This is a genomic window from Janthinobacterium sp. KBS0711 (genome assembly GCF_000988085.1).
In the GTDB taxonomy this organism is placed as follows: domain Bacteria; phylum Pseudomonadota; class Gammaproteobacteria; order Burkholderiales; family Burkholderiaceae_D; genus Janthinobacterium; species Janthinobacterium lividum_E.
Map to the genome: position 1 here is coordinate 1 of NZ_LBCO01000006.1, position 12,886 is coordinate 12,886.

At 61.5% G+C, this 12,886-nt stretch carries 11 protein-coding genes and 1 pseudogene; 8 read left to right on the top strand and 4 right to left on the bottom strand.

What is annotated here, in order from left to right:
• Window positions 1-27: 27 nt before the first annotated feature.
• The 4 genes from hprK to ilvA all read right to left on the bottom strand — a co-directional run bounded on the left by hprK (window position 28) and on the right by ilvA (window position 4,283).
• Window positions 28-963 (bottom strand): HPr(Ser) kinase/phosphatase, encoded by a 936-nt coding sequence (gene hprK, locus VM94_RS02925; RefSeq protein ID WP_034753337.1) that lies wholly within the window; start codon window positions 961-963, stop codon window positions 28-30.
• 36 nt (window positions 964-999) lie between these two features.
• A complete protein-coding gene (locus tag VM94_RS02930; RefSeq protein ID WP_034753339.1) occupies window positions 1,000-1,482 on the bottom strand; it encodes a PTS sugar transporter subunit IIA in 483 nt (160 codons plus the stop codon).
• Between the two features lie 343 nt (window positions 1,483-1,825).
• Window positions 1,826-2,668, bottom strand: coding sequence for an NADPH-dependent 7-cyano-7-deazaguanine reductase QueF (gene queF, locus VM94_RS02935; protein WP_046682117.1), 843 nt, complete (start codon window positions 2,666-2,668; stop codon window positions 1,826-1,828).
• 79 nt (window positions 2,669-2,747) lie between these two features.
• Complete coding sequence (ilvA, locus tag VM94_RS02940) at window positions 2,748-4,283, bottom strand: threonine ammonia-lyase, biosynthetic (protein WP_046682118.1); 1,536 nt, start codon at window positions 4,281-4,283, stop codon at window positions 2,748-2,750.
• Between the two features lie 201 nt (window positions 4,284-4,484).
• Here ilvA and VM94_RS02945 point away from each other — a divergent pair, with 201 nt between their 5' ends.
• The 8 genes and pseudogenes from VM94_RS02945 to VM94_RS28805 all read left to right on the top strand — a co-directional run.
• Window positions 4,485-4,976, top strand: a complete 492-nt coding sequence (locus tag VM94_RS02945; protein WP_046682119.1) for a YqaA family protein — start codon at window positions 4,485-4,487, stop codon at window positions 4,974-4,976.
• 258 nt (window positions 4,977-5,234) lie between these two features.
• Window positions 5,235-9,275, top strand: a complete 4,041-nt coding sequence (locus VM94_RS02950; RefSeq protein ID WP_046682120.1) for a DUF3683 domain-containing protein — start codon at window positions 5,235-5,237, stop codon at window positions 9,273-9,275.
• Window positions 9,272-9,715, top strand: a complete 444-nt coding sequence (locus tag VM94_RS02955) for an HIT family protein (protein WP_046682121.1) — start codon at window positions 9,272-9,274, stop codon at window positions 9,713-9,715. Before VM94_RS02950 ends, VM94_RS02955 begins: the two co-directional genes overlap by 4 nt.
• Window positions 9,716-9,724: 9 nt before the next feature.
• Window positions 9,725-10,174 (top strand): gamma-butyrobetaine hydroxylase-like domain-containing protein, encoded by a 450-nt coding sequence (locus tag VM94_RS02960; RefSeq protein ID WP_046682122.1) that lies wholly within the window; start codon window positions 9,725-9,727, stop codon window positions 10,172-10,174.
• Window positions 10,175-10,270: 96 nt separating this feature from the next.
• A complete protein-coding gene (locus VM94_RS02965; protein WP_046682123.1) occupies window positions 10,271-10,615 on the top strand; it encodes a YciI family protein in 345 nt (114 codons plus the stop codon).
• Window positions 10,616-10,617: 2 nt separating this feature from the next.
• Window positions 10,618-11,859: an RNA polymerase sigma factor gene (locus VM94_RS02970; protein ID WP_046682124.1), complete on the top strand. Its 1,242-nt coding sequence runs from the start codon at window positions 10,618-10,620 to the stop codon at window positions 11,857-11,859.
• Between the two features lie 29 nt (window positions 11,860-11,888).
• The gene (gene ubiE, locus VM94_RS02975; RefSeq protein ID WP_034778407.1) at window positions 11,889-12,623 is read left to right on the top strand and encodes a bifunctional demethylmenaquinone methyltransferase/2-methoxy-6-polyprenyl-1,4-benzoquinol methylase UbiE; all 735 of its coding nucleotides are present in this window, start codon (window positions 11,889-11,891) and stop codon (window positions 12,621-12,623) included.
• Between the two features lie 31 nt (window positions 12,624-12,654).
• A pseudogene (locus VM94_RS28805) lies at window positions 12,655-12,886 on the top strand (hypothetical protein); the annotation flags it as partial.

Here is a 12,886-nt window from a genome sequence, read left to right on the forward strand (position 1 = left end):
CTTGCAAGGGCGAACTCCTTGGCAACATTAATCGCCACTCATGGCGAGTCGTTGCCGCTCCATGAATTCCTGCAAGGTATCGATGCCGCGCAGCTGCAGTATCGTATTGCGCACGGCCGCTTCCAGCAGCACGGCGATGTTGCGGCCGGCGGCGACGGGGATGACGACCTTGCGCACGGGTAAGCCCAGCACGTCTTCCGTGGGGAACAGGAAAGGCAGGCGCTCGACTTCTTCTTCCAGCGCGTTGCGGCGCACGAGGTGCACGATCAGTTTCAAGCGCATCTTGCGGCGCACGGCCGTTTCGCCAAAGATGGCCTTGATGTCGAGTAAACCCAGGCCCCGTACTTCCAGCAGGTTTTGCAGCAGGGGCGGGCAGCGGCCTTCGATCATGTTCGGCGCGATGCGTGAGAATTCGACGGCGTCATCGGCCACCAGGCCGTGGCTGCGCGAAATCAGTTCCAGCCCCAGCTCGCTCTTGCCCAGGCCCGAATCGCCTGTGATCAGCACGCCCACGCCCAGCACGTCCATGAACACGCCATGCATGATGATGCGCTGCGCCAACTTTTTGGACAGGTAGACGCGCAGGAAGTCGATCACTTGCGCGGCCGGCAGCGGGGTGGAGAACAGGGGGATGTTTTGCTCGTCGCAGATGGCGAGGATGTCGGGCGGCGTTTCCAGGCCTTGCGCGATGATCAGCGCAGGCGGGCCGCCGGCGATCAGCTCGCCGATCACGTGGGTGCGCGTGTTGACCTTCAGGCGCTGGTAGTAGTTGATTTCCTGGTGGCCGAAGACCTGGATGCGGCCCGGATGGATCAGGTTCAAGTGGCCCACCTGGTCGGCGGCCGACGAGACGTCGCCCGAGATCAGGCGCTCGCCGCCGGGGAAGCCGGCGAACCAGCCCAGTTGCAGACTTTCACGATTATCGTCGTACAGGCGTTGTATCGTCAGCGGCGTTTGCAACATGGCAGTCTTCTTCAGGAGTGGAGGAATACCTGAAGTTTAACCCGCCGCTTGCAGACTGGGTTGCCAATTGACGATGCGCGAATGCACGGATTTCGGTTCCGGATCCGTGGCCAGCGCCGTACGGAAGGCATCATCGGAAAACATTTCGGCGATTTCCGACAGGATTTCCAGATGTTGCTGGGTGACATGATCGGGAATCAGCAGGAAAAACAGCAGATTGACGGGCTTGCCATCGGGCGACTCGAAGGGAATCGGCTCGGCCAGGCGCACGAAGGCGCCCAGCGGCGATTTCAAGGTTTTGCTGCCCTTGACTCTGCCATGCGGCACGGCCACGCCATGGCCCAGACCAGTCGAGCCCAGGCGTTCCCGGGCAAACAGATTGTCCGAGACGGTAGAGCGGGCGATGCCGTAATTGTTTTCGAAGATCAGGCCGGCTTGCTCGAAGGCGCGCTTTTTACTCGAGACTTCCAGGTCCAGCAGGACGTTTTCGAGGGATAATATTTTGCTAAGATTAGTCATGACACTCAATGAAATGGTGCAATGCGCAGAGGGCTTGCGAGCCGAATTATAGGCCTGTTTCGGCGGCCTGTAACGCCAATTCTCAACAGTATACGCCCGCTGCGGGCGCAGTGGACGCTACAGCCCACGTGGCCATCATTTTAGCAAAAATATAACATCGGCGTGTATCGGCTATTTCTTGATTAAAAACACGCGGCGCGCCGGTTTTTCCGCCGCCGAATGCCGATTTTCCGATTTTTCAGCGTCTGTGACATGCTCTGCGGCACTACTGCAACGTTGTTTTAAAACACAGCCAACATTCCTGCTGGCATGGTTTTGTTGTTTGCCTGGAGGTGCTTGGTTGTTACTGACGGGCGTTGCGCAGATTGCCCGGCATCGCTCCCGTGCTGAAGTTGCTGCGCCATGGATTGATATCGAGGCCGCCGCGGCGCGTATAGCGCGCATACACGGACAGTTTTTGCGGCTTGCACTGACGCAAGATATCGACAAAGATGCGCTCCACGCATTGCTCGTGGAATTCATTGTGTTCGCGGAAACCGATCAGGTAGCGCAACAGGCTTTCCTGGTCGATCTGCGGCCCCGCATACTCGATCTGCACGCTGCCCCAGTCGGGCTGGCCCGTCACCAGGCAATTCGATTTGAGCAAGTGCGAGACGAGTTTTTCTTCCACCGGCGCTTCATCCAGGGCAGCTTTCAGCAACAGCGGCGAGGGCGTGTATTGCGTGATTTCCAGGTCCAGGCGGTCCAGCAGCACGCCGTTGAATTCGCCCATCTTCAGCTTGCCGAAATCTTCCTGCAAGGTCAGTTCCACTTGCACGGGGGCGCCGAAACCGTTCGATAAATCCTGCTTGAGCAGGGCCAGCAGTGCATCGGGGCTGTCCAGTTTGGTCTGGTTGAACGAGTTCAGGTACAGCTTGAACGATTTCGATTCGATGATGTTGGGCGAATCGGCCGGCGCGCTGACCTTGGCGATGGCCACCTGCGGCTTGCCGCGCTGGTTCAGCCACGACAGTTCATACGCATTCCAGATATCGAGGCCAAAGAACGGCAGTGTGCCGTGCAGCTCCAGCTCGTCGCGCTTGCCCTGGCGGGGAATGGGAAACAGCAGTTCCGGCGCGTAATCGGTACGGTAGGCGGAGCTTTTGCCCAGGGGAGACAGTTCGGCGAGGTCGTTGGTGGTGGTCATGGTCGTGTGGCGTGAATTCAGTCAAGGACGCATGGTAGCCTATTTCACCCCAGTACAAATACCGGGGTGAATTCGCCATTTAACCGAGGAACAGTTTATACACAGGATTGCTGCTCTCATCCCAGTAACGATACCCGAGGGTATCGAGGAAGCGGGCGAATTCTCCCATCTCATCGGGCGGCACTTGCAGGCCGATCAGGATGCGGCCCACGTCGCCGCCCTGGCTGCGGTAATGGCACAGGGAAATATTCCAGTTCGGCGCCATGCTGTCGAGGAAGCGCATCAGCGCGCCCGGGCGCTCGGGGAATTCAAAGCGGTACAGCAGTTCGTCCTGCGCCAGCCGGCTCTTGCCACCCACCAGGTGGCGGATGTGCGACTTGGCCAGCTCGTCGTGGGTCAGGTCCAGGGTCTTGAATTCGTGTTCCTCGAAGGTCTTCGCCAGCACGCTCGATTCATGCCGGTCGGCAATTTGAATGCCGACGAACACGTGCGCGGCTTTTTCATCGCTGATGCGGTAATTGAATTCCGTCACGTTGCGCGCGCCGATGAGCGAGCAGAAGCGCTTGAAGCTGCCCCGCTGTTCGCGCATGGTGACGGCAAACACGGCTTCGCGGAATTCGCCCAGTTCGGCCCGTTCCGCGACAAAGCGCAGCCGGTCGAAATTCATGTTCGCGCCGCTGGCGATGGTGACCAGGGTTTCGTTGTTGATCGGGTGTTTCGACAGGCTGGCCCGCTCCACATAGGCCTTGGCGCCGGCCACGGCCAGTGCGCCGGACGGTTCCAGGATGGAACGCGTATCCGTAAACACATCCTTGATGGCGGCGCAGATGGCGTCCGTGTCGACCGTGATGATTTCATCGACATACGCCTGCACCAGGCGGAAGGTTTCCTCGCCGGCCAGGCGCACGGCCGTGCCGTCGGCAAACAGGCCCACGTCGTTCAAGGTCACGCGCTCGCCGGCCTTCAGCGAGCGGGCCATGGCGTTCGAATCGACGCTTTGCACGCCGATGATCTTGATGTCGGGGCGAATCTGTTTCACATAGGCGGCAATGCCGGCGATCAAGCCGCCGCCGCCGATGGGGGCGAAGATGGCGTGGATGGGGCCGGCGTGCTGGCGCAGGATTTCCATGCCGATCGTACCTTGGCCGGCGATCACGTCCGGGTCGTCGAACGGGTGCACGAAGGTCAGCTTCTGTTCCTTTTCCAGGGTCAGGGCATGGTTGTAGGCATCCGTGTACGACTCGCCGTGCAGCACCACTTCCACGTTCACGCCACCCCGTCCCTTGACCGCCTCGACCTTCACCAGCGGCGTGGTGGTCGGCATGACGATGACGGCACGGCAACCCATGCGCGCGGCCGACAGGGCCACGCCCTGGGCATGGTTGCCGGCCGAGGCGCAAATCACGCCGCGCTTGCGTTCCGCTTCGCTGAGCTTGGACATCTTGTTGTAGGCGCCACGAATCTTGAAGCTGAACACGCTTTGCATGTCTTCGCGCTTGAAGTAAATCTGGTTGTTCAGGCGCTGCGACAGGGCAGGGGCCAGTTCCAGCGGCGTTTCGGTGGCGACGTCATAGACGCGGGCGGTCAGGATTTTCTTGAGGTAGTCGATGTTCATAGTCTGCAAGCAAGTGATTCTGGGCCAGAAAGGGTCTGGAGCGTGTCTGTCGATAGCGGCGGCGCGGCGGCGGATAGCCTGGCGACAATAATGCTCTGTGGAACTGCGGGCGGGTATGCCTTTGCCGGCCGGTGCGATGTGTGCGGCGCCCAGGCTGCTCTTCATTATAATGGAGAGCCTTACTGCATCGCGAAGTGTTCCATGATCGAATCCGCAATCGCCTGGCTGCTGCAGCTGATCGCAGCACCGGAAGTCGGGCTGACATCGGTCTTTCTGATCAGCTTTATTTCCGCCACCTTGCTGCCGCTCGGCTCGGAGCCGGCCGTGTTTGCCGTCATCAAGGCCAATCCCGCGCTATTCTGGGCCGCCATCGGCGTGGCCACCCTGGGCAATACCCTGGGCGGTATCGTCGACTACTGGCTCGGCTACCGGGCCAAGCAGGCTTTCGCCAAGGAGCGTGACACGCGCTGGTTCCGCTGGCTGGCCCGCTATGGCGCCAAGACCATGCTGCTGGCCTGGCTGCCGCTCGTGGGCGACCCCCTGTGCACCTTGGCTGGCTGGCTCAAGCTGCCGTTCTGGCCCAGCGTGGCCTACATGGCCATCGGCAAGTGCGCGCGCTACCTGACCATGACGGGCTTGCTGCTGTACGTGCCCGATGGCGTATGGCACCGGATCGGCCAGATGCTGGCCTGAATGGGACTGCCTGCAACGCCAGTTTGCCCCATTTTCGGGCAGGTCGATAGTTTGCAGTAGAGGTCAATTCTTGGCATTTTTGCGTCAAAAAATCATGGAAACTGGTTTTTTATTCATGTAAAAGAAGGCTTTTCCGTATTTGCTATGGGGGCGGATGAGGTGCTTAAACCTTGGGCGGCATAAGGCTGTTCCCGCATGGTGCGGCGCAATAAGATAAAATGGCCCTTTAGGGTCCAGTCTATATCGTCACCACACTCCATGAACGCTCCCGCACAAATCCAAGCTTTACTGGCAGAAACGCCGAATGGTCCCGCAGCAAGCCGCCTGCGCGAAATCCCGTATAACTACACGTCGTTTTCCGATCGCGAGATCGTCATACGCCTGTTGGGGGAGGACTCCTGGCGCCTGCTCGACGAGCTGCGCGGCGCCCGTCAGACGGGCCGTTCGGCCCGCATGCTGTACGAGGTGCTGGGCGATATCTGGGTCGTGCGCCGCAATCCCTACCTGCAGGATGACTTGCTCGACAATCCGAAGCGCCGCCAGGGCTTGATCGATGCCTTGCATCACCGCCTGGCCGAAGTCGACAAGCGCCGCCTGTCCATTGATGCGGCCGGCGGCGATGCGCTGGCGGCCGGCGAAGCGCCGGAAGTGGCCAAGGCGCGCAGCGCCAACGTGGAGCTGCTGCTGAAGGCGGCCAGCAAGGCCGTGGCCGACTTTGGCGACGAATTCCGCAAGACCTACGACTTGCGCAAGCGCACGGTCAAGGTGCTGGGCCGCTACACGGAAAAACACAATGTGCGCTTCGACGGCATGACGCGCGTGTCGCACGTGACGGACGCCACCGACTGGCGCGTGGAATACCCGTTCGTCGTGCTCACGCCGGACACGGAAGAAGAAATGGCCGGCCTCGTCAAAGGCTGTATCGAGCTTGGGCTGACCATCATCCCGCGCGGCGGCGGCACCGGCTACACGGGCGGCGCGATTCCGCTGACGCCGATGTCGGCCGTCATCAACACGGAAAAACTCATCACCCTGGGCGCTGTGGAAATGACGGTCTTGCCGGGCTTGACGCATGAATACGCGACGATCAATTCGGGCGCCGGCGTGATCACGAATAAAGTGTCGGAAGCGGCGGAAAAGGCCGGTTTCGTGTTTGCCGTCGACCCGACCTCGGCCCACGCTTCGTGCATCGGCGGCAACGTCGCCATGAATGCGGGCGGCAAGAAAGCCGTGTTGTGGGGCACGGCGCTGGACAACCTAGCCTCGTGGCGCATGGTCGACCCGAACGGCGACTGGCTCGACGTCACCCGCCTCGACCATAATCTGGGCAAGATCCACGATATCGCACTGGCACGCTTCCAGCTGGAATGGCGCCACCCGAGCACGCGCGACGCGACAAAACCGAACGCGCCGTTCAAGACGGAAATTTTGGAAATTCCTGGCCGCAAGTTCCGCAAGGAGGGCCTGGGCAAGGACGTGACGGACAAGTTCCTCGCCGGCTTGCCGGGCATCCAGAAGGAAGGTTGCGACGGTTTGATCACGTCGGCGCGCTGGATTTTGCACAAGATGCCGAAATTCGCCCGCACCGTCTGCCTGGAATTCTTCGGCCAGGCGCGCGACGCGATCCCGTCGATCGTGGAAATCAAGGATTACCTGGACGGCTTGCCGGCGAAAGGCGAGCAATACACGACCCTGCGCCTGGCGGGCCTGGAACATCTGGACGAGCGCTACCTGCGCGCCGTCGGCTACGCCACCAAGTCGAAGCGGGGCGTGTTGCCGAAGATGGCCCTGTTTGGCGACATCGTCGGCGACGATGAAAATGCCGTCGCGCAAGCGGCGTCGGAAGTGGTGCGTATTGCCAACACCCGCGTGGGTGAAGGTTTTGTTGCCGTCAGCCCGGAAGCGCGCAAGAAATTCTGGTTAGATCGTGCCCGCACGGCGGCGATCGCCAAGCACACCAACGCTTTTAAAATCAATGAAGATGTGGTCATTCCCCTGAACCGCATGGGCGAATACACGGATGGCATCGAGCGCATCAATATCGAACTGTCGATCAAGAACAAGCTGCAACTGGCTGACGCCCTGAGCGCGTTCTTTGCCAAGGGTAACTTGCCAATCGGCAAGAGCGACGATGCATCGGACGACCGCGTGGACGATGCTGAAATGCTGGGCGACCGCGCCGAGCAGGCGCAGCAGTTGCTGGCGCAAGTCACGGCACGCTGGACCTATCTGCTGGCCCAGCTCGACCGTCCGCTGGTCGACGCGAAGGCTGAATTGGCTGAACTGGGCATGGAGCGCTTGCTGCCCGTGTTCGATGCGCGCCTGGAAACGCAGCCGGACGCCACCCTGTTCGACGTGGTGCAGGACCGCACCGTGCGTATCACGTGGAAGCAGGAAATCCGCGCCCAGCTGCGCCAGATTTTCAACGGCGCCGCTTTCAAGCTGATCCTCGACGAGGCCACCGCGATTCACGCGCGCATCTTGCGTAGCCGCGTGTTTGTCGCGCTGCACATGCATGCTGGCGACGGCAACGTGCACACGAACTTGCCCGTCAACTCGGACAATTACGAAATGCTGCAGGATGCCCACGAAGCCGTAGGCCGCATCATGATTTTGGCCCGTTCGCTCAATGGCGTCATTTCCGGCGAGCACGGTATCGGCATTACCAAGCTGGAATTCCTGACGGAAGAAGAAATCGGCGACTTCCGCAGCTACAAGCAGCGCATCGATCCGGAAGGCCGTTTCAACAAGGGTAAATTGCTGAACCTGCCAGGCATGGGTGCCGACTTGCGCAATGCTTACACGCCATCGTTTGGCCTGATGGGACACGAATCGCTGATCATGCAGCAAAGCGATATCGGCGCCATCGCCGACAGCGTCAAGGATTGCTTGCGTTGCGGCAAGTGCAAACCCGTGTGCTCGACCCACGTGCCGCGCGCCAACTTGCTGTATTCGCCGCGCGATAAAATTTTGGCGACCTCGTCCCTGATCGAAGCGTTCCTGTACGAAGAGCAGACGCGCCGCGGTATTTCCATCAAGCATTGGGAAGAGTTCGAGGACGTGGCCGACCACTGCACGGTCTGCCATAAATGCGTGACGCCTTGCCCGGTCAACATCGACTTCGGCGACGTGTCGATGAACATGCGCAACTTGCTGCGCAAGATGGACAAGAAGAGCTTCAATCCGGGCACCAAGGCCACGATGATGTTCCTCAACGCCACCGATCCCGTGACCATCAACGCCACGCGCAAGGTCATGATCGGCTGGGGTTACAAGGCACAGCGCCTGGGCCACGATTTGCTGAAGAAATTTGCCAAGAAGCAAACCAAGGCGCCGCCGCCATCGACGGGCAAGCCGCCCGTCAAGGCGCAGGTGATCCACTTCATCAACAAAAAGATGCCGGGCAACCTGCCGAAGAAATCGGCGCGCGCGCTGCTCGACATCGAAGACGACAAGGTCATTCCGATCATCCGCAATCCGAAGACGACGACGGCCGATACGGAAGCCGTGTTTTACTTCCCTGGTTGCGGTTCGGAGCGCCTGTTCTCGCAAGTGGGCCTGGCCACGCAAGCGATGCTGTGGGAAGTGGGCGTGCAGACGGTCTTGCCGCCTGGCTACCTGTGCTGCGGTTATCCGCAGCGGGGCGCGGGCGAGTTCGACAAGGCCGAGAAGATGATGACGGACAACCGCGTCCTGTTCCATCGGATGGCCAACACGCTCAATTACCTGGACATCAAGACGGTGCTCGTCTCGTGCGGCACCTGTTACGACCAGCTGGCGACGTACCAGTTCGAGAAGATTTTCCCCGGCTGCCGCATCATGGATATCCATGAGTATTTGCTGGAGAAAAACGTCAAGCTGGAAGGCGTCAACGGCACGCGCTATATGTACCACGAGCCATGCCACAATCCGATGAAGCTGCAGGAATCGGGCAAGACCATCAATTCCCTGATCAGCACGGTAGACAACGTGAAGATCGAGAAGAATGACCGTTGCTGCGGCGAATCGGGTTCGCTGGCCGTCACGCGCCCCGACATTTCCACGCAAGTGCGTTTCCGCAAGGAAGAAGAGATGGTCAAGGGGGCCGACAAGCTGCGCGACGACGGTTTTACGGGCGACGTGAAAATCCTCACCAGCTGCCCTTCGTGCCTGCAAGGACTCTCGCGCTACAATGACGATTCGGGCACGACGGCCGACTACATCGTCGTCGAGATCGCCAAACACTTGCTGGGAGAGAACTGGATGCCGGATTACGTGAAACGCGCCAATGACGGCGGCATTGAACGGGTGCTCGTGTGACCTGCGATCTGTGCACACTGCTGGACGGCTACGCCAACAAGCAGGGTCTGGAGACCTTGCTGTGGCGCAGCGAGCGGCTGTCCGTCGTGGCCGTCGATGACACCGCCTATCCCGGATTTTGCCGGGTGATCTGGAACAAGCACGTGAAGGAAATGACGGACTTGACGCCTGGCGAGCGCAACTACGTCATGGAAGTCGTATGGCAAGTCGAGCTGGCCGTGCGTGAAGTGATGCAGCCGGAAAAGGTCAACGTGGCCAGTTTCGGCAACATGACGCCGCACGTGCACTGGCACGTGATTCCCCGCTACCGCGACGACGCGCATTTCCCGAACCCCAGCTGGGCTGTCGTGCAGCGCGAGACGGCGCCCGAGGTGCTGGCCGCGCGCCGCGCCCTGCTGCCGGCCTTGCGCGACGCCATCATTCAACGTTTATCCGCATAAAGTATCGTCATGACTGAAAAAGCAGCAACACCGCAACCCACCGGCTTGACCGTGCACAACCAGTCGCGCGTGCTCGACGTGGCGTTCGACGACGGCAGCGAATTTGCGTTGCCGTTCGAATACCTGCGCGTGTACTCGCCGTCGGCCGAAGTGCAGGGCCATGGCAAGGGCCAGGAAACCTTGCAGTTAGGCAAGCGTTTGGTCGGCATCACGAGCCTGGAACCGGTCGGCAACTACGCCGTCCAGCCGACCTTCAGCGATGGCCACAATTCCGGCCTGTACACGTGGGCATATTTGTACAAGCTGGGCGCGGAAAAAGACAAACTGTGGCAAGCCTACCTGGACCAGCTGGCGGCAGCCGGCTATCCCGGCGACAGCGGCCGCGACGCGAAGGCCGACATGACGGTCAAGCAATCTTCCGGCCACGTCCACGGACCGAGCTGCGGGCATAAGCATTAAGGAAAAATAAATGCGGTAATCTTGTCGGATTGCCGCCGCCCCGTTCGTCGTATGAATGCCCGCGCTTGCGGGCATTTTTCTTTTGGAGAAGAGACTATGGAATACATGATCCTGATCTACGCCGACGAGGCGCGCTATGCCGCCATGCCAGACGAGCAGATGGCCAGCCTGATGGCCGACTTTGCCAGCTATACGCAGGCGCTGGAGGCGGCCGGCGTGCTGCGCGGCGGGGCCGAGCTGGCGCCTGTGGGCAGCGCCACCAGCGTGCGGGTGCGCAATGGCAAGACCGTCATCACGGATGGGCCGTTCGCGGAAACCAAGGAGCAGCTGGGCGGCTACTATCTGCTAGCCTGCGCCAACCTGGACGAGGCGCTGGCCTGGGCCGGGCGTTGCCCGGTGGCCTCCTTGGGCGCCATCGAAGTGCGGCCCGTGACGGCTTGAGCATGGCCGGCGACGCCGTTGCGGCCGTCGAGCACGTCTTTCGCCAGGAAAAGGGCAGGGTGCTGGCCGGCCTGATGCGGCGCTTCGGCGACCTGGGCCTGGCGGAAGATGTGTTGCAGGAAGCGTGCCGCAAGGCGCTGGAACTGTGGCCGCGCACGGGCATCCCCGATAATCCCGCCGCCTGGCTCAGTTCCGTGGCGCGCAATGCGGGCCTCGATCACGTGCGCCGCGCGGGCAAGAGCGTCACCGAGGCCGAGGCCGTGTTCTCCGGCCTGCCTGCGCCCGTGATTGAAGAGGCGCCTGCCATCGGGGACGACCGCCTGCGCCTGCTGTTCATCTGCTGCCATCCCGCGCTGGCGCCCGAGGCGCAGGTGGCGCTGGCCCTGCGCACCCTGTGCGGGTTGTCGACGGGCGAAATCGCGCGCGCCTTCGGCGTGGCGGAAACGGCCCTGTCGCAGCGGCTGTTGCGCGCCAAGCGCAAGATCGCCGAAGCGCGCATTCCTTTCGAGTTGCCACCGGAGCAAGAACTGCAGCAACGGCTGGCGCAGGTGCTGCACGTAATCTACCTGGTGTTCAGCGAAGGCTATTGCGCCAGCGGCGGCGGCACCCTGCTGCGCGCGGACCTGTGCGCCGAGGCGCTGCGCCTGGGGCTGCTGCTGGACATCCTGCAGCCGGGCCAGCCGGAAGTGCAGGGGCTATTGGCCCTGATGCTGCTGCAGGCGTCGCGCGGCCCGGCCCGTTTGTCGCCCGAGGGGCATTTGCTGACCCTGGAAGAGCAGGACCGGCGCCTGTGGCAGGGAGACTTGATTGCCGAGGGACTGGCGCTGCTGGAACTGGCCTTGCCGGCGCGCGCGCCTGGGCCATACCAGTTGCAGGCGGCCATTGCCGCCTTGCACGCCAAAGCGCCCGCGGCCGGGCAGACGGACTGGCGCCAGATCAGCGCCCTGTACGGCGCTTTGCTGCGGCACAAGCCGGAACCCTTGATTTTGCTCAATGCCGTGATCGCCTGCGCCATGGCGCATGGGGCCGCACACGGGCTGGCGTGGCTGGATCGCCTGGAAGCCGTGCCCAGCCTGGCGCGATCGCATTATCTGCACGCGGCCCGGGCCGACTTGCTGCGCCGCCAGGGCGACCGGCCGGGGGCGCTGGCGGCGTATGCCCAAGCAGCAATGCTGGCTTCGAATGCAGTGGAAAGGCAATACCTTCTCCGGCGTCACGGGGAAATGCGCCTGCCGCTTGTATAATGCTCCCAAGTTCAAACAGACTGCCTACCATGACCAATACGACCCATTTCGGATACAAAACAGTTGCAGAAGACGACAAAGTGCGCGAAGTCGCCAAGGTGTTCCATTCCGTCGCTGCCAAATACGACGTGATGAACGACTTGATGTCGGGCGGGCTGCACCGTCTGTGGAAGACGTTCACCATTGCCAATGCGGGCGTGCGCCCCGGTTTCAAGGTGCTCGACATTGCAGGCGGCACGGGCGACCTGTCGAAGGCGTTTGCCAAGCAGGCGGGTCCTACCGGCGAAGTCTGGCTGACCGATATCAATGAATCGATGTTGCGCGTGGGCCGCGACCGCCTCTTGAATCGCGGCTTGCTCACCCCCACCATGTTGTGTGACGCGGAAAAACTGCCATTCCCCGATAATTATTTCGACCGTGTCAGCGTGGCCTTTGGCCTGCGCAACATGACGCACAAGGATGTGGCGCTGGCGGAAATGCGCCGCGTGCTGAAACCGGGCGGCAAGCTGCTGGTGCTGGAGTTTTCCAAGGTGGCGGCGCCCCTGCAAAAGCCGTACGACCTGTATTCGTTCTCGGTCTTGCCGTGGTTCGGACAGAAAATCGCCGGCGACGCGGAAAGCTACCGCTACCTGGCCGAATCGATCCGCATGCATCCGGACCAGGAAACCCTGAAGACCATGATGGAAACGGCGGGTCTGGAACGCGTGCAGTACTACAATTTGACGGCAGGCATTGCCGCTTTGCACACCGGTATCAAGATGTAATGCATCAACGTTGGTGTTTTTAGGAGATGGAATGAAATTGAAGAAATTTATGGTTGGCATGATGCTGGCCGCGACCACGGTATCCATGCTGGGCGAGGCGCTGGCCCGTCCCATGGGCGGTGGCCGTTCGTTTGGCCGCCAGTCGCAAAACGTGGGCCGCCAGGCGCCCGCACCGGCCCCAGCGCCGGCGCCGGCTGCTGCGCCACGCCAGGCGCAACCCGCGCCGGCTCCCGCGCCGGCCCCTGCCGCCAAGGCACCGAGCC